Here is a 16,015-nt window from a genome sequence, read left to right on the forward strand (position 1 = left end):
ACCCTCGACTCTGCGTGGCGCGAGTGAGGGAAGGAAAGGATCTCCGTGACAGATACGGACCTGATCGCTACGCCTGTTCTCGATACCACGGATTCGTCCGCGGGAGCGCAGGCCACCGATCCTGCACAGACTGCACCGCGTGCCGGCCGGCGTGGTGCCGGTCTCTCCGGCATGGTGCTGGCCGAGCTGCGGACCCTCGCGGCCGAACTCGGCATCAAGGGAACCTCCGGGATGCGTAAGGGCGATCTCATCGCCGCGATCAAGGAGCGGCAGAGCGGCGGAGCCGCCGAGCCGGCTCCTGCGCCGGAACAGCCCGCCCGGACCGCCCGGACTCGTCGCGCCCGTGGTGCCGCCCAGGACGCGGCCGGCGCCGACACCGCCGCCTCTGCGGACACTGCCGCCCCCGCCGCCGAGTCGGCGCAGGCGCAGCCCGCTGCGACGACGTCGCCCGAACGGCCTGCCGCGGCGGAACAGCCCGCCGAGGGCGAGGCCGAGGGTGGCCGCCGGGGTCGTCAGCGTCGCGGTCGCCGAGGTGGCGACCAGGCCGCCGAGACGGCCACCACCGAGGCACCCAAGGACGCCGCCGAGGCACGAGCCGACGAGAAGCCGCGCGCCGAGGAGAAGGCCGAACCGTCCGACGGCGGTCGCCGCGAGCGCGGTCAGCGCGACGGCCAGCGTGACCAGGGCGAACGCCGCCGCGAGGACCGTGGTCAGGGTCCCCGTCAGGACGGCCGCGACGGCCGGGGTGGCGACGACGACGAGGACGGCCGCGGACGCCGCGGCCGGCGCTTCCGGGAGCGTCGTCGCGGACGCGACCGCGGCGAGGCCGGCGGGGACACCCGCGAGCCCGAGATCCGCGAGGACGACGTCCTGCAGCCGGTCGCCGGAATCCTCGACGTCCTGGACAACTACGCGTTCGTCCGGACCTCCGGGTACCTGGCCGGTCCCAACGACGTGTACGTCTCGATGAACATGGTGCGCAAGAACGGCCTGCGCCGCGGCGACGCCATCACCGGCGCGGTCCGCGTGCCGCGTGAGGGGGAGCAGGGCAACCAGCGGCAGAAGTTCAACCCGCTGGTCCGGCTCGACACGGTCAACGGCGGCGACGTCGAGGCCGCCAAGCGCCGCCCGGAGTTCAACAAGCTCACCCCGCTGTACCCGAACCAGCGGCTGCGGCTCGAGACCACCCCGAACATCCTCACCACCCGCGTGATCGACCTGATCATGCCGATCGGCAAGGGCCAGCGTGCCCTGATCGTCTCGCCGCCGAAGGCCGGCAAGACGACGGTGATGCAGGACATCGCGAACGCGATCACGACCAACAATCCCGAGTGCTACCTGATGGTCGTGCTGGTGGACGAGCGGCCCGAAGAGGTCACCGACATGCAGCGTTCGGTCAAGGGCGAGGTCATCGCCTCGACCTTCGACCGGCCGCCGTCGGACCACACGTCCGTCGCCGAGCTGGCCATCGAGCGTGCCAAGCGGCTCGTCGAGCAGGGCCGCGACGTCGTCGTCCTGCTCGACTCGATCACCCGCCTCGGCCGCGCGTACAACAACTCGTCGCCGGCGTCGGGCCGCATCCTCTCCGGTGGTGTCGACTCGACCGCCCTGTACCCGCCGAAGCGGTTCCTGGGCGCGGCTCGCAACATCGAGAACGGCGGCTCGCTCACCATCATCGCCACGGCCATGGTGGAGACGGGTTCGACGGGCGACACGGTGATCTTCGAGGAGTTCAAGGGCACCGGCAACGCCGAGCTCAAGCTCGATCGCAAGATCGCCGAGCGACGCGTGTTCCCGGCGGTGGACGTCAACCCCTCCGGCACGCGCAAGGACGAGCTGCTGATGAGCCCCGACGAGTTCGCGGTGGTGCACAAGCTGCGCCGCGTGCTCTCCGGCCTGGACTCGCACCAGGCCATCGATCTGCTCATCGACCGGCTCAAGAAGAGCAAGAGCAACATCGAGTTCCTCCTGCAGGTGTCGAAGACGGCGCCGGGAGCACTCGACGACTGATCGCCGCGGCCGCGGCGGCGCATGCCCGGGACGGAATTTCTCGTCCCGGGCCTGCGTTTGGCATAATCGAACAGCTCAGTCCGGTCCCGGTTCACGTCTTCGATCCGCGGAGGCGACCCGGCGGCCACGAAAGGGACACCATGAAGGCAGGAATCCACCCCAACTACGGGACGACCACCGTCGTCTGCGGTTGCGGGAACACGTTCGAGACGCGCAGCACCGCGGAGTCGGGACGGATCACCGTCGAGGTCTGCTCGCAGTGCCACCCGTTCTACACGGGCAAGCAGAAGATCCTCGACACCGGCGGACGCGTCGCCCGCTTCGAGGCTCGCTACGGCAAGCGCGCCTCCAAGAAGGCCGCTGCCGACCAGTAGCTGTCTCGCCGACGCCCGGTTCTGTCTCAGTCACAGGCCGGGCGTCGGCTTTTTTTCTCCGGATCCGTGCGCGGCACGGGCCGCCACGACGGACGAGTGGAGCGAATCACATGGCGGGGCAGACCAAGCCGTCGGCCATCGACGACATCCTGGCCGAACACGCCGGACTCGAGCAGCAGCTGTCCGACCCGGCGCTGCACAACGACCCGGCGGCGGCGCGCAGGGTCGGCAAGCGGTTCGCCGAGCTCGCTCCCGTCATGGCCACCTACACCAAGCTGCGGGCCGCGCGCGACGATCTCGAGGCCGCGCGGGAACTGGCCGCGGACGACGCCGCGTTCGCCGCCGAGGTGCCGGCTCTCGAAGAACGCGTCGGCGAGCTCGACAAGGCCCTCACCGACCTGCTCGCCCCCCGCGACCCGCACGACGGGGACGACGTCGTGCTCGAGGTCAAGTCGGGGGAGGGCGGGGAGGAATCCGCGCTGTTCGCCGCCGACCTCGCCCGCATGTACATCCGGTACGCGGAACGCGCCGGCTGGCGCGTGGAGGTCCTCGGCGCGACCATCTCCGATCTCGGCGGCTACAAGGACGCGACGCTGTCGATCAAGTCGAAGAGCGATGTGCGTGACGGTGTCTGGTCCCGCCTGAAGTTCGAGGGCGGGGTGCATCGTGTCCAGCGCGTCCCCGTCACCGAGTCCCAGGGCCGCGTGCACACCTCCGCGGCCGGCGTGTTCATCTATCCCGAGCCGGACGAGGTGGAGCAAGTCCAGATCGACGAGTCGGATCTGCGCATCGACGTGTACCGCTCCTCCGGCAAGGGCGGTCAGGGCGTCAACACCACCGACTCGGCGGTGCGCATCACGCACCTGCCCACGGGCATCGTCGTCACCTGCCAGAACGAGCGGTCCCAGCTGCAGAACAAGGCGCGGGCGATGCAGGTCCTCGCCGCGCGGCTGCAGGCGGCGGCCGAGGAGGCCGCCGAGGCGGAGGCGTCTGCGGGACGGGCCAGCCAGGTGCGCACGGTGGACCGCTCCGAACGCATCCGCACCTACAACTTCCCCGAGAACCGGATCACCGATCACCGCATCGGCTTCAAGGCCCACAACCTCGACGCGGTGCTCGACGGCGACATGGACGCCCTGCTCGATGCACTGGGCACGGCCGACCGGGAGGCCCGGCTCACGGCGGAATGACGCGTGAGCCGGGTACCGGTCCGTTACGGAGCGGGCTCGCCGGGCTCGTCACCCGGGTCGTCGTCCCCGGGCACCTGCGAGATGTCGATGCCGGGAAGCAGGAAGCAGTTCTCACCCTTCGCGTTCCGGTGCGGTCCCCACACGGCGGACACGACCGTGCCGGGCCCCGTGTTCAGGAGCGCGACCGGAACCTCGCTGCTCTGCGGCGACGCGGTCAACGAGGCGCCCCCGGTCTGCCAGGTGGCCGTGTTGACCCAGTTGAGCTGCCCGTTCTGCGCCTTCTGCTCGCCGACCGCGAAGAACAGCTGACCCTCCTCGAGGGCCTCGCTGTCCGTCTCGGTCACGCTGTGGACCGGCGCGACGTAGCTGCAGAGCAGCGGGGTGGGTTGGACGTCGATCGGCGACGCGGACGCGAGTCCGGGCGCCGCGAGGGCGCCGGCGGCACCGAATGCGACGACGGACGCTGCCCGAACCGTGAATTTCGACTTCGTCACAGGAAGATCCTCTCCGTAGTTCCGTAGTCCTGGTCCGAATCGGACGATTCCGATCATGCCGTACACCGACCCGATGAGTGACCTGTCCGTTTCCGTCGCGTGACCGGCATGGCAGTCTGTACGCCGTGACTCGTCAACCCCTGCGCCTGGCGATCCTCGAAGCGGTGTCGGTGCTCGAGGAAGCCGGTGTCCCCAGTCCGCGTGTGGACGCCGAACTGCTCGCCGCGCACCTGCTCGGCATCGAGCGCACCCGTCTCGGGCTCGTGCCGCTCGTCGACCCGGCCATGGTCGACGCGTACCGGGCGATGATCGCGCAGCGCGCCAAGCGGATCCCGTTGCAGTACATCACCGGCAGCACGGGAATGGGGGAGATCGACATCGAGGTGGGTCCCGGCGTCTTCGTCCCGCGACCCGAAACCGAACTACTGCTGGCCTGGGCCCTGGCGCACCTCGAGGGCCTGCAGGAGAATCCGCCGGTCGTGCTCGACCTGTGCACCGGCTCGGGCGCCCTCGCGCTGGCGATCGCGCACGCCCGGCCCGACGCGATCGTGCACGCGGTCGAACTCGAGCCCCATGCCCTCGCCTGGGCGCGGCGGAACGCGGAACGCTGCGCGGCGGCAGGAGACACGCCGATCCTCCTGCATCAGGGAGACGTGACGGACCGCAACCTGCTCACCGCCCTCGAGGGCCGGGTCGACGTCGTGGTGTCGAACCCGCCCTACATCCCCGAGGGCACCGACCTCCCGCCCGAGGTGATCGAGCACGATCCGCACTCGGCGCTGTTCGGCGGCCCGGACGGGCTGTCGGTGATCAAACCGATGGTCGCGAACATCGCCCGGTGGCTGCGCATCGGCGGTGCGGTCGGCATCGAGCACGACGACACCAACGGGCCCCTGGTCGCGGAGCTGTTCGCGCAGCGCCGCGTGTTCGGTGAGGTGACCGAGCACCCGGATCTGGCGGGGCGGCCGCGGTTCGTCGTCGCCCGCCGGGTCCCGACCGACGTGGAGGCGCGACGTGCCCGAGCGCAGGGGGAGTCCGGTGTGTGATGCCGGACTCGTTCGCCGCAGTGGAAGGATGAACCCGTGAGCACCGTCTACGACTGCAACAGCCCCGATTCCCGGGCCGCCGGCCTGACGGCCGCCAAGGGCGCGCTGAAGGCCGGCAGGCTCGTCGTCGTCCCCACCGACACGGTGTACGGGCTCGCGGCGGATGCCTTCGACAGCGATGCGGTGACCGGCCTGCTGCGCGCCAAGGGCCGGGGCCGGGACATGCCGGTGCCGGTGCTCGTCGGGTCGTGGAACACGATCGACGGCCTGGTGAACACCGTCCGCCCGCAGGCGCGGGAACTGATCCGCGCATTCTGGCCCGGCGGTCTGAGTCTTGTTGTGCACCAAGCTCCCTCGCTCGCGTGGGACCTCGGGGACACGCGCGGCACCGTGATGCTGCGCATGCCACTGCACCCCGTGGTGCTCGAGCTGCTGCGCGAGGTGGGCCCCCTGGCGGTGTCGAGCGCGAACGTCTCCGGCCGGCCGCCGGCCACCACGGTGGACGAGGCGCGCGCCCAGCTCGGCGGATCGGCCAGCGTGTACCTCGACGGCGGCCCGGCCGAACACGCCGTCGCCTCCACCATCGTCGACCTGACCGCCGATCGTCCGCGCGTGCTGCGCGAGGGGGCCGTGGCGGTCGAGGACATCGCGGAGGTGCTGGGCGAGGATCCGGCGCAGCTGCGTACCGGCGGGGAGTGACGGCGGGGACCGGACGAAGTGACTGTCGCCGACACGGCATCCCTGGTGCTGGCCCAATCGGGCCGCGGCGCCGGCGTGCCCATCCGCGAGCTGCTGCTCGTGCTCCTCACCGCCGCGGTCGTCACCTTCCTCTCGACGGGGGCCGTGCGGATCGCCGCGATCCGGTTCGGCGCCGTCGCGGTGCCCCGGGACCGGGACGTGCATGTGCAGCCGACACCGCGGCTGGGCGGCGTCGGAATGTACTTCGGCTTGGTGGCGGGCCTGCTGTTCGCCCAGCAACTGCCCGCCCTGACCCGAGGGTTCGAGTACACCCCCGACATGGGAGCGGCGCTGGTCTCGGGCACCATCATCGTGATCGTCGGGATCATCGACGACCGTTGGGGACTCGACGCGCTGACCAAGTTCGTCGGGCAGGTCACGGCGGCGGGCGTGCTCGTCGTCATGGGCGTGAGCTGGATCGTCATCTACGAGCCCTTCGGTGGCAGCACCCTCATCCTCGACCAGCTGCAGGCGGGACTGTTCACCGTCCTGGTTGCGGTGGTGATGATCAACGCGATGAACTTCGTCGACGGTCTCGACGGTCTCGCGGCCGGTCTCGGGCTGATCGCGGCCGTCGCGATCTGTGTGTTCTCCGTCGGGCTGCTGCACGATCAGGGCGGGGATGTGGGGGCGTATCCGCCCGCCCTGATCGCCGCGGCCCTCGCGGGAGCCTGCCTCGGCTTCCTGCCGCACAACTTCCAGCCGGCCCGGATCTTCATGGGCGACTCCGGATCGATGCTGATCGGCCTGATGCTGGCGGCGATCTCGACGAGCGCGTCGGGACGCATCCCCTTGGCGGCCTACGGCACCCGCGACCTGCTCGGCCTGCTCTCCCCGCTGATCCTCGTGGGGGCGGTCATGTTCATCCCCATCCTCGACCTGCTGCTGGCGGTCGTCCGGCGCACCCGGGCCGGGGTCAGCCCGTTCAGCCCGGACAAGATGCACCTGCACCATCGACTGCTGCAGATCGGGCACTCGCACCGCCGGGTGGTGCTGTTGATCTATCTGTGGGTCGGGGTGCTCGCGTTCGGGGCCGTCGGTTCCTCGCTGCTCGACCGGCGGGCCGTCGTACTGCTCATGGCGGGTGGACTGGTGTTCGCGCTGGTCGTCACGGCGGTGCCGTCGCTGCGTCACGACGACGCCGGCCGTCCCCGGCGACGCCGGCGCCGGGGACCGGTCCGTTAGGCTTGACTCCCGTGACCTCCCCGGATCAGCCCTTGCCCGCCCTGCCCGATTCCTCCGCGCCGATGCGCGCCGCCGTCCGGTACGGCGTGCTCGGGCTCATCGTGCTGACGGTCGTCGCCACCGTGATCGGTGGCCTCGTCGCCGGTCTGCCGGGCGTGTGGGGTGCGCTGATCGGCGCTGCCGTGGGCGGCGGCTTCATCCTCTTCACCGCGCTCGGCGTGCTGCTCACCGCCCGTCTTCCGGCGACGACGGCGGGTGCGGTGCTGCTGGGCACCTGGCTGCTCAAGCTGATCCTCGCGATCGTGGTGATGATGCTGCTCAGGCCGCTCGACTTCTACGACAAGGGCGTGCTCGTGCTCACGATCGTCTTCGCGCTGCTCGTCGTCCTGGGCGCCGAGACCTACGGCGTGCTGTCGCAGCGCGCGCTCTACGTGGAGTCTGCCGGTAGCGCTGAGCAGGGGAACAACGACGAACGGTAGTACCGTCGTTGTCAATGACCTCGCGGTACGGGCACCCGCCTACACAACGTCGTAGAAGTGTTGATAAGGTCGTCCCAAGCGAGTGCGACTGCCTGCGATTCCCGAGGAGTCGAGTGCGGTTGTGTCCTCGCAGGCGGTCGTGTTCGAATGGCCGCCGAGTCGACGAGAGTCGCCGACACCGACAGACGCTGGCCCCGATCGGGAGCCGACAGCAGCTGGCGAATACGCGAGCCGACCTGGTCGACTTGTTGGATCGTCAATGTCCGATCGAACCGCAGACGGCAATGCCTGCGGCCGACTACGGGAGAGAGCGCTGAGCGTCACCACCTTGGCTGCCGGAGAATTCCACGCGCCGTCACTAGCCGATTTCTTCCCCCCAGCAGTTCTGTTCGAAGGCACCCCCTTCGAAATGGACCGCCTGATGCTCATCCGCGTCGTCGTGGCCGTGCTCGTGGCGCTGTTCTTCGCGCTCGCGATGCGCAGCCCGAAGATCGTGCCCCGCGGTGTGCAGAACGTCGCCGAGATCATGATCGACTTCGTGCGGATCAACATCGCCGAGGACATCCTCGGCAAGCAGCAGGGCCGCCGATTCCTTCCGGTTCTCGTGACCATCTTCTTCCTCGTGGTCGGTCTCAACCTGACGTCGGTCATCCCGTTCCTGAACATCTCGTCGAACGCGCGTATCGGCATGCCGATCGTCCTGGCCGCGCTCGCCTACGTCGTCTTCAACTACGTGGGCATCAAGAAGTACGGGTTCTTCCGCTACGTCAAGAGCAGCATCGTCGTGCCGAACCTGCCGCCCGCGCTGCACGTGCTGGTCATCCCGATCGAGTTCATCTCGACGTTCCTGCTGCGCCCGTTCACGCTCACCATCCGTCTCATGGCGAACATGCTGGCCGGCCACATCATGCTGGTGCTGTTCTTCAGCGCAACCCAGTTCTTCTTCTTCAGCGCCGACGGCGCGATGAAGATCTTCGGTATCGGCTCGCTGATCGGTGGCATCGCGTTCACCTTCTTCGAGCTGCTGGTGATCGTCCTGCAGGCGTACATCTTCGCGCTGTTGACTGCGGTGTACATCGACCTCGCGCTGCACGCCGAAGAGCACTAGCACGCCGACCGGCACTACCCACACAACACACAGACTGACTCGGTTGCCGATCCCCGGGGCCGAGCCACAAGAAAGGGAATGGAACACCAATGAGCGTTGCGCTTCAGGCAGTTGACGTCCTCGCCCAGACGGAGAGCACCATCAGCGGTCTCGGTGCGGTCGGCTACGGCCTCGCGGCCATCGGCCCCGGCATCGGCATCGGCATCGTCGTCGGCAAGGCGATCGAGGGCATGGCCCGCCAGCCCGAGATGGCCGGCCAGCTGCGCACCACCATGTTCCTCGGTATCGCGTTCACCGAGGCCCTGGCGCTGATCGGTATCGTCGCCGGCTTCATCTTCTGATCTGACGACCATGGCTGACAGCATCCTGTTGCTCGCGGCGGAGGCAGAGGACCAGAATCCTCTGCTTCCCGCGACGTACGACATCGTCTGGTCGCTGGTCGCCCTGATCATCGTCGGGCTCGTCTTCTGGAAGTACGTGCTTCCGCTGTTCCAGAAGGTGCTCGACGAGCGTTCGGAGCTGATCGAAGGCGGCATCAAGAAGGCCGAGGAAGCTCAGGCCGAGGCAAAGGCCGCGCTCGAGCAGTACCGCGCGCAGCTCGCCGAGGCCCGCACCGAGGCGGCGCAGATCCGTGAGGAGGCCCGCGCCCAGGGCCAGCAGATCATCGCGGACATGAAGGCTCAGGCCCAGGAGGAGAGCGACCGCATCGTCGCCGCCGGTCACAACCAGCTGCAGGCCCAGCGCCAGCAGATCGTGACCGAGCTGCGCGGTGATCTCGGCCGCACCGCCGTGGATCTGGCCGAGAAGGTCATCGGGGAGTCCCTCTCCGACGACGTCAAGCGTGCCGGCTCGATCGACCGCTTCCTCAGCGAGCTCGACTCCCTCAGCGCTGACTCTGCATCCCGAAAGTGAGCACCATGTACGCAGCAAGCCGTGAGGCACTCGCTCAGACGCGTTCCGCGCTGCAGGGCGCGTTGGCGTCGAGCACCGCATCCGCTGCCGCGGGTGCCGCAACTGCAGCTGCGGCGCAGGCCGGCTCCGAGCTGTTCTCGGTGGTCGAGGTGCTCGACGATCAGCGCACCCTGCGGAGTGCGCTGGCCGACGCCTCGGCCCCGGCAGCCGGCCGGCAGGCGCTGGCCGAGCGGGTCTTCGGGAGCAAGGTCTCGCCCGTCACCCTCGCGACCCTGAAGGCGGCGGCAGGGCAGGACTGGTCGACCCAGTCCGACCTGACCAACTCCCTCGTTCAGCTGGGTCGCGAAGCCCTCCTGACGGCAGCGGCCGACCAGAACCAGCTCGACACCGTCGAGGACGAGCTGTTCCGGCTCGGTCGCATCGTGGCCGGCAACGCCGAGCTCGAGCAGGCCCTCTCCGATCGCACCAAGCCGCTGGCGGCCAAGCGCGAGTTCCTCTCGCGGTTGCTCTACGGCAAGTCCACCGCGATCACCGAGGCCCTGGCCGTGCAGGCCGTCGGACGGCTGAAGAGCAAGGCCCCGGCCGATGCGTTCGACGAACTGTCGAACCTCGCCGCCACCCAGCGGGACCGCGCCGTCGCCCATGTGCGCAGTGCGGCACCCCTCAGCGCGGCGCAGACCGAACGGCTCACCGGTATCCTGACCAGAACGTACGGCAAGCCGGTCACGGTGCACGTCGAGGTGGTTCCCGAGCTTCTCAGTGGATTGGTCGTCCGGGTGGGCGACGAGGTCATCGACGGCACCGCCGCGGGTCGACTCGCCGCAGTGCGCAAGAGCCTCACGTAGTCCACTACCGAACACACACACATTGCGATCTTTTCGAAGACCAGATACCGAGAGCAGGAAGAACATGGCGGAGCTGACGATCTCCTCCGACGAGATCCGTAGCGCGATCGACAACTACACCGCGAGCTACTCCCCGGAGGCCTCCCGCGAGGAGGTCGGCGTGGTCGCCGACACCAGTGACGGCATCGCGCACATCAGCGGTCTGCCGTCGGCGATGGCCAACGAGCTGCTGGAGTTCCCCGGCGGTGTGCTGGGCGTGGCCCTGAACCTCGACGCCACCGAGATCGGTGCTGTCATCCTCGGCGACTACCAGGACCTCGAAGAGGGCCAGGAAGTCAAGCGGACCGGCGACGTTCTGTCGGTGCCGGTCGGCGACGGCTACCTCGGCCGCGTCGTGAACCCCCTGGGTCAGCCGATCGACGGCCTCGGCGACATCGAGGCGACCGAGAACCGGGCCCTGGAGCTGCAGGCCGCGACCGTGCTGCAGCGCCAGCCGGTCGAGGAGCCGCTGCAGACCGGCATCAAGGCCATCGACGCGATGACCCCGATCGGCCGCGGCCAGCGCCAGCTGGTCATCGGTGACCGCAAGACGGGCAAGACCGCCGTCTGCGTCGACGCGATCCTGAACCAGAAGGCCAACTGGGCCACCGGCGACCCGAAGCAGCAGGTCCGCTGCATCTACGTCGCGATCGGCCAGAAGGGCTCCACCATCGCGGGCGTCAAGGCTGCCCTCGAGGAGCACGGCGCGATGGAGTACACCACCATCGTCGCGGCCCCCGCGTCCGACTCCGCCGGCTTCAAGTGGCTCGCCCCCTACACCGGTTCGGCCATCGGCCAGCACTGGATGTACCAGGGCAAGCACGTGCTCATCGTGTTCGACGACCTCACCAAGCAGGCCGAGGCGTACCGCGCCATCTCCCTGCTGCTGCGCCGCCCGCCGGGACGTGAGGCCTACCCGGGCGACGTGTTCTACCTGCACTCGCGTCTGCTGGAGCGCTCGGCCAAGCTGTCCGACGAGCTCGGCGGCGGTTCTCTGACCGCCCTGCCGATCATCGAGACCAAGGCCAACGACGTCTCGGCCTACATTCCGACCAACGTCATCTCCATCACCGACGGCCAGGTCTTCCTCGAGTCCGACCTGTTCAACAAGGGCATCCGTCCCGCCATCAACGTCGGTATCTCGGTTTCCCGAGTCGGTGGCGCCGCGCAGACCAAGGGCATGAAGAAGGTCTCCGGCTCGCTGCGTCTCGAGCTTGCGCAGTTCCGCGAGCTCGAAGCGTTCGCCGCCTTCGCCTCCGACCTCGACGCGGCGTCGAAGGCGCAGCTCGAGCGCGGCCAGCGTCTGGTCGAGCTCCTCAAGCAGGACCAGTACGCCCCGGTCGCCGTCGAGGACCAGATCGTGTCGATCTACCTCGCCGGTCAGGGTGTCTACGACTCGGTGCCCGTCGGTGACGTGCGCCGCTTCGAGACCGAGCTGCTCGAGGACCTGCACCACAGCGCGTCGGGTGTCTACGAGCAGATCGCCGGCGGCAAGGCGCTGACCGACGAGTCCGCCTCCGCGCTGCTCGCCGCGACCAACAAGTTCAAGGAGGGCTTCATCGCCTCCGACGGAACCCGCGTCGTGAACGAGGCCGAGGCCGAGGCCCTGGGCGCCGACGAGGTCGAGCAGGAGCAGGTTTCCGTCAAGCGCACCACTGTTCGCAAGTGAGCGTGGAGACCATGACCCAGCGTCCTGTGAAGGGAGTGTGATCGACGAATGGCAAGCCTGCGCGAGCTCCGCTCGCGGATCAAGTCGGTCAACTCGACCAAGAAGATCACCAAGGCGCAGGAGCTGATCGCGACGTCGCGGATCACGAAGGCTCAGGCCCGAGTGGCAGCGTCCAAGCCGTACGCCGAGGAGATCACCAAGGTGCTCTCCGAGCTGGCGAGTGCGTCCGCGTCGCTGGATCACCCCCTGCTCAACGAGCGGCCCAACCCGAGGCGTGCTGCGGTCCTGGTCGTCACCAGCGACCGCGGTATGGCCGGTGGCTACAACGCCAACGTCCTCAAGGAGGCCGAGGAGCTGCGTCAGCTGCTGGTCAGCGAGGGCAAGGAGCCGGTGCTCTACGTGCTCGGTGCCAAGGGCCTGAGCTACTACACCTTCCGCGGCCGGCCGGTCGCGGGGGCGTGGACCGGGTTCTCCCAGGAGCCGCGCTACACCGATGCGGCCAAGGCGAGCCGTCACCTGGTGGAGCTGTTCATGGCGGGCTCCGGCAACGAGGTTCCCGCGCCGAACGGTGAGGGCACGATCGAGGGCGTCGACGAACTGCACATCGTCTACACCCGCTTCGTCTCGATGCTGACCCAGAGCCCCGAGGTGCGCCGCATGGCGCCGCTCGAGGTGACCGTCACCGAGGACGAGATCGACCTCGGCGAGGACATGCTCACCGACGGCCGGCACGTCGGCAGCAACGGCGGTCCGCGGCCCGGCTACAACTTCGAGCCGGAGGCCTCGACGCTGCTCGCGGCCCTGCTGCCGAAGTACATCAGCACCCGCATCTTCGCGTCGCTGCTCGATGCCGCGGCGTCGGAGTCGGCCGCACGGCGTACCGCCATGAAGGCGGCCACCGACAACGCCACGGAACTGGTGAACACCCTCAGCCGTCAGGCCAACCAGGCCCGCCAGGCCCAGATCACCCAGGAAATCAGCGAGATCGTCGGCGGTGCCAACGCGCTCGCCTCGAGTGCAGGAAGTGACTAAGCACATGACCGCAGCAGCAACCGATAACTACGGGGCGGGGGCGGCCTCGGCCACTGCCGGCCGCGTCGTTCGGGTCATCGGGCCCGTCGTGGACGTCGAGTTCCCGCGTGGTGCCGTTCCCGATCTGTTCAACGCCCTGCACGCAGAGGTCACTCTGCCGTCCGTGGCGAAGACCCTGACCTTCGAGGTCGCGCAGCACCTGGGTGACAACCTGGTGCGCACGATCTCCATGCAGCCCACCGACGGCCTGGTGCGCGGCACCACGGTCGTCGACACGGGCCGCCCGATCTCGGTGCCGGTCGGCGACGTCGTCAAGGGCCACGTGTTCAACGCCCTCGGTGACTGCCTGGACGCCCCGGGCACCGGACGCGACGGCGAGCAGTGGGGCATCCACCGCAAGCCGCCGGCCTTCGACCAGCTCGAGGGCAAGACCGAGATCCTCGAGACCGGCATCAAGGTCATCGACCTGCTGACCCCGTACGTCAAGGGCGGCAAGATCGGTCTGTTCGGTGGTGCCGGCGTCGGCAAGACCGTTCTGATCCAGGAGATGATCACCCGTATCGCGCGTGAGTTCTCCGGCACGTCGGTGTTCGCCGGCGTCGGCGAGCGCACCCGTGAGGGCACCGACCTCCACCTCGAGATGGAGGAGATGGGCGTCCTCCAGGACACCGCCCTCGTCTTCGGCCAGATGGACGAGCCGCCGGGAACGCGTATGCGCGTCGCCCTGTCCGCGCTGACCATGGCGGAGTACTTCCGCGATGTCCAGGGCCAGGACGTGCTGCTGTTCATCGACAACATCTTCCGCTTCACGCAGGCCGGCTCCGAGGTCTCGACGCTGCTCGGCCGCATGCCGTCGGCCGTGGGTTACCAGCCGACGCTCGCGGACGAGATGGGTGAGCTCCAGGAGCGCATCACCTCGACCCGTGGTCGTTCGATCACCTCGCTGCAGGCGATCTACGTGCCCGCCGACGACTACACCGACCCGGCGCCGGCCACGACGTTCGCGCACCTCGATGCGACCACCGAGCTCTCGCGTCCGATCTCGCAGATGGGTATCTACCCCGCCGTGGACCCGCTGACGTCGACCTCGCGCATCCTCGAGCCCGGCATCGTCGGTGCCGAGCACTTCCGGGTCGCCAACGAGGTCAAGCGGATCCTGCAGAAGTACAAGGAGCTGCAGGACATCATCGCCATCCTCGGCATGGACGAGCTCTCCGAGGAGGACAAGGTCCTCGTCGGCCGCGCCCGTCGTATCCAGAAGTTCCTCGGCCAGAACTTCATCGTCGCTGAGAAGTTCACCGGCGAGCCCGGCTCCGTGGTGCCGCTGCGTGACACCATCGAGGCGTTCGACCGCGTCACCAAGGGTGAGTTCGACCACCTGCCCGAGCAGGCGTTCAACAGCTGCGGTGGACTCGACGACGTCGAGGCCGCTGCCAAGAAGATCGCCGGGAAGTAGTCCGCGATGGCTGAAATGACCGTGGACCTCGTTGCCGTCGAGGAGCGCCTCTGGTCGGGCACCGCCCGGCTGGTCAGCGCCCAGACGACCGAGGGCGAGATCGGTGTCATGCCGGGCCACGAGCCGGTCCTCGGCCAGCTCGTGGAAGGCGGTGTCGTCTCCATCACCACCGCCGACGGCGATCGGGTCGTCGCGGCCGTGCACGGCGGTTTCCTCTCGGTGACCGCCACGACGGTGACGATCCTCGCGGAGGCTGCGGAGCTGACGGAGAACATCGACGTCGAGTCCGCGCGCGCCGTGCTGAGCGACAGCCAGGACGAGGCCGAGATCGCGGCAGCCCGGGGCCGACTCCGGGCCGTCGAGCGGGCCTGACGGATACGACAAGCCGCGACGGAGCCGACGAGCAGTGTCAGTTGGAATGATTGTTCTCATCGTTCTGGTGATACTGCTCGCGGTTGCCGTCGCGGCTTTTCTGTATCGCCTCCTCACCCTGCGGGGCGGGGGTACCGCAGCGATACTGCGCCGGCTGCCCAACGGCGCCGGCGCCGGGTGGCGGCACGGCGTCATCCGTTACGGCGAGCGCACGCTCGTCTTCTACAAGCTCTCGAGCCTGCGTCCGGGTCCGGACTCGCGGCTGGCCCGGCAGGGCGTCGAGGTACGCAATCGTCGAGCGCCCGAGGGCAGCGAGTACGACATCATGACCGAGGACATCGTGATCCTCGAAGTCCAGGACGGCGCAAGCAGTTTCGAGATTGCACTCGACAGCGGCGCGCTGACCGCCTTCCTGTCCTGGATCGAATCCCGTCCGTCGGACCGGTCCGTGCGCGGTCGGCCGAACTGACGCCCGGCCGACCGTTCTTCACGCGCCCGCGCCCGGCTTCCAGAGCACATCCCCGCCCGGGTTCGCGACCCGGCCGAGGATGAAGAGCAGATCCGACAGCCGGTTGAGGTACTTCGCCGGCAGCACATTCGTATCGTCCGGATGAGCGGCCACCGCCGCCCAGGCCGAGCGCTCCGCCCGCCGTGCCACCGTCCGCGCCGTGTGCAGCTGGGCCGCCAACACGGTGCCGCCGGGAAGTATGAAGGAATCGAGCGGCGCCAGACCCTCGTTGAACTCGTCGCACCAGCGTTCGAGCCGATCGATGTACGCCTGGGTGATCCGCAGCGGCGGATACTTCGGCTCGGGTACCACCGGGGTCGACAGGTCTGCTCCGGCGTCGAACAGGTCGTTCTGGATCTGGCGCAGGACAGGTGCGATCCGCTCCGGTACGTCGGCCGAGGCCAGCGCCACACCGAGCGCCGCGTTCGTCTCGTCGCAGTCCGCGTACGCGATCAGTCTCGGGTCGTTCTTCGATACCCGGGAGAAGTCGCTGAGGCCCGTCGTACCGTCGTCGCCGGTGCGGGTGTAGATCCGTGTGAGATGGACAGCCATGCAGGT

18 protein-coding genes are annotated in these 16,015 nt (G+C 68.7%); 16 read left to right on the forward strand and 2 right to left on the reverse strand.

Translation table 11 applies throughout. The annotated features are described in order from the left end of the window. Positions 1-45 precede the first annotated feature (45 nt). The 3 genes from rho to prfA all read left to right on the forward strand — a co-directional run bounded on the left by rho (position 46) and on the right by prfA (position 3,574). Complete coding sequence (rho, locus tag LZP97_RS04285) at positions 46-2,010, forward strand: transcription termination factor Rho (RefSeq protein ID WP_082061379.1); 1,965 nt, start codon at positions 46-48, stop codon at positions 2,008-2,010. Positions 2,011-2,150: 140 nt separating this feature from the next. Further along, complete coding sequence (rpmE, locus tag LZP97_RS04290; RefSeq protein ID WP_010595875.1) at positions 2,151-2,384, forward strand: 50S ribosomal protein L31; 234 nt, start codon at positions 2,151-2,153, stop codon at positions 2,382-2,384. 110 nt (positions 2,385-2,494) lie between these two features. After that, on the forward strand, positions 2,495-3,574 hold the full coding sequence (gene prfA, locus LZP97_RS04295; protein WP_010595876.1) for a peptide chain release factor 1: 1,080 nt from the start codon (positions 2,495-2,497) through the stop codon (positions 3,572-3,574). A 23-nt stretch (positions 3,575-3,597) separates the two neighbouring features. Here the strand turns inward: prfA and LZP97_RS04300 are convergent, their stop codons facing one another. Then, positions 3,598-4,068 (reverse strand): hypothetical protein, encoded by a 471-nt coding sequence (locus tag LZP97_RS04300; protein WP_010595877.1) that lies wholly within the window; start codon positions 4,066-4,068, stop codon positions 3,598-3,600. A gap of 125 nt (positions 4,069-4,193) precedes the next feature. Here LZP97_RS04300 and prmC point away from each other — a divergent pair, with 125 nt between their 5' ends. The 13 genes from prmC (at position 4,194) to LZP97_RS04365 (ending at position 15,418) form a co-directional block, all read left to right on the forward strand. Further along, complete coding sequence (prmC, locus tag LZP97_RS04305) at positions 4,194-5,114, forward strand: peptide chain release factor N(5)-glutamine methyltransferase (RefSeq protein WP_026138059.1); 921 nt, start codon at positions 4,194-4,196, stop codon at positions 5,112-5,114. 36 nt (positions 5,115-5,150) lie between these two features. Next, positions 5,151-5,813: an L-threonylcarbamoyladenylate synthase gene (locus LZP97_RS04310; protein ID WP_010595879.1), complete on the forward strand. Its 663-nt coding sequence runs from the start codon at positions 5,151-5,153 to the stop codon at positions 5,811-5,813. An 18-nt stretch (positions 5,814-5,831) separates the two neighbouring features. Beyond that, on the forward strand, positions 5,832-7,037 hold the full coding sequence (locus tag LZP97_RS04315) for an MraY family glycosyltransferase (protein ID WP_040275913.1): 1,206 nt from the start codon (positions 5,832-5,834) through the stop codon (positions 7,035-7,037). Positions 7,038-7,099: 62 nt separating this feature from the next. Further along, entirely contained in the window at positions 7,100-7,516 is a 417-nt protein-coding gene (locus LZP97_RS04320) for a hypothetical protein (RefSeq protein ID WP_082061380.1), read from the forward strand. Between the two features lie 259 nt (positions 7,517-7,775). After that, the gene (atpB, locus tag LZP97_RS04325; protein ID WP_172603547.1) at positions 7,776-8,624 is read left to right on the forward strand and encodes a F0F1 ATP synthase subunit A; all 849 of its coding nucleotides are present in this window, start codon (positions 7,776-7,778) and stop codon (positions 8,622-8,624) included. A gap of 89 nt (positions 8,625-8,713) precedes the next feature. Beyond that, positions 8,714-8,965 (forward strand): ATP synthase F0 subunit C, encoded by a 252-nt coding sequence (locus LZP97_RS04330; RefSeq protein ID WP_003935756.1) that lies wholly within the window; start codon positions 8,714-8,716, stop codon positions 8,963-8,965. A 10-nt stretch (positions 8,966-8,975) separates the two neighbouring features. After that, positions 8,976-9,536 (forward strand): F0F1 ATP synthase subunit B, encoded by a 561-nt coding sequence (locus LZP97_RS04335; RefSeq protein WP_006944352.1) that lies wholly within the window; start codon positions 8,976-8,978, stop codon positions 9,534-9,536. 5 nt (positions 9,537-9,541) lie between these two features. Beyond that, positions 9,542-10,381 (forward strand): F0F1 ATP synthase subunit delta, encoded by an 840-nt coding sequence (locus LZP97_RS04340; protein ID WP_010595882.1) that lies wholly within the window; start codon positions 9,542-9,544, stop codon positions 10,379-10,381. 64 nt (positions 10,382-10,445) lie between these two features. Beyond that, positions 10,446-12,089 carry a F0F1 ATP synthase subunit alpha gene (gene atpA, locus LZP97_RS04345; RefSeq protein WP_017682014.1) on the forward strand — a complete coding sequence of 548 codons (1,644 nt, stop codon included), beginning with the start codon at positions 10,446-10,448 and terminating at the stop codon, positions 12,087-12,089. Between the two features lie 48 nt (positions 12,090-12,137). Further along, on the forward strand, positions 12,138-13,121 hold the full coding sequence (locus tag LZP97_RS04350) for a F0F1 ATP synthase subunit gamma (protein WP_010595884.1): 984 nt from the start codon (positions 12,138-12,140) through the stop codon (positions 13,119-13,121). Positions 13,122-13,125: 4 nt separating this feature from the next. Further along, entirely contained in the window at positions 13,126-14,577 is a 1,452-nt protein-coding gene (atpD, locus tag LZP97_RS04355; protein WP_010595885.1) for a F0F1 ATP synthase subunit beta, read from the forward strand. A gap of 6 nt (positions 14,578-14,583) precedes the next feature. After that, positions 14,584-14,949: a F0F1 ATP synthase subunit epsilon gene (locus LZP97_RS04360; protein WP_026138061.1), complete on the forward strand. Its 366-nt coding sequence runs from the start codon at positions 14,584-14,586 to the stop codon at positions 14,947-14,949. 46 nt (positions 14,950-14,995) lie between these two features. Continuing rightward, complete coding sequence (locus LZP97_RS04365) at positions 14,996-15,418, forward strand: DUF2550 domain-containing protein (RefSeq protein WP_010595887.1); 423 nt, start codon at positions 14,996-14,998, stop codon at positions 15,416-15,418. Between the two features lie 18 nt (positions 15,419-15,436). Here LZP97_RS04365 and LZP97_RS04370 read toward each other — a convergent pair whose 3' ends face one another. Then, on the reverse strand, positions 15,437-16,009 hold the full coding sequence (locus tag LZP97_RS04370) for a cob(I)yrinic acid a,c-diamide adenosyltransferase (RefSeq protein ID WP_040275965.1): 573 nt from the start codon (positions 16,007-16,009) through the stop codon (positions 15,437-15,439). Positions 16,010-16,015 lie beyond the last annotated feature (6 nt).

This window comes from Rhodococcus sp. DMF-1, assembly GCF_021441945.1.
Classification (GTDB): domain Bacteria; phylum Actinomycetota; class Actinomycetes; order Mycobacteriales; family Mycobacteriaceae; genus Rhodococcus; species Rhodococcus ruber.

Excerpts from the sequence above, each read along its gene's own strand:
- rpmE (WP_010595875.1), top strand. The coding sequence starts at position 2,151 with ATGAAGGCAGGAATCCACCCCAACTACGGGACGACCACCGTCGTCTGC.
- prfA (WP_010595876.1), top strand. The coding sequence starts at position 2,495 with ATGGCGGGGCAGACCAAGCCGTCGGCCATCGACGACATCCTGGCCGAA.
- LZP97_RS04320 (WP_082061380.1), top strand. The coding sequence starts at position 7,100 with ATGCGCGCCGCCGTCCGGTACGGCGTGCTCGGGCTCATCGTGCTGACG.
- atpB (WP_172603547.1), top strand. The coding sequence starts at position 7,776 with ATGTCCGATCGAACCGCAGACGGCAATGCCTGCGGCCGACTACGGGAG.
- LZP97_RS04330 (WP_003935756.1), top strand. The coding sequence starts at position 8,714 with ATGAGCGTTGCGCTTCAGGCAGTTGACGTCCTCGCCCAGACGGAGAGC.
- LZP97_RS04335 (WP_006944352.1), top strand. The coding sequence starts at position 8,976 with ATGGCTGACAGCATCCTGTTGCTCGCGGCGGAGGCAGAGGACCAGAAT.
- LZP97_RS04340 (WP_010595882.1), top strand. The coding sequence starts at position 9,542 with ATGTACGCAGCAAGCCGTGAGGCACTCGCTCAGACGCGTTCCGCGCTG.
- atpA (WP_017682014.1), top strand. The coding sequence starts at position 10,446 with ATGGCGGAGCTGACGATCTCCTCCGACGAGATCCGTAGCGCGATCGAC.
- LZP97_RS04350 (WP_010595884.1), top strand. The coding sequence starts at position 12,138 with ATGGCAAGCCTGCGCGAGCTCCGCTCGCGGATCAAGTCGGTCAACTCG.
- atpD (WP_010595885.1), top strand. The coding sequence starts at position 13,126 with ATGACCGCAGCAGCAACCGATAACTACGGGGCGGGGGCGGCCTCGGCC.
- LZP97_RS04360 (WP_026138061.1), top strand. The coding sequence starts at position 14,584 with ATGGCTGAAATGACCGTGGACCTCGTTGCCGTCGAGGAGCGCCTCTGG.
- LZP97_RS04365 (WP_010595887.1), top strand. The coding sequence starts at position 14,996 with ATGATTGTTCTCATCGTTCTGGTGATACTGCTCGCGGTTGCCGTCGCG.
- LZP97_RS04370 (WP_040275965.1), bottom strand. The coding sequence starts at position 16,009 with ATGGCTGTCCATCTCACACGGATCTACACCCGCACCGGCGACGACGGT.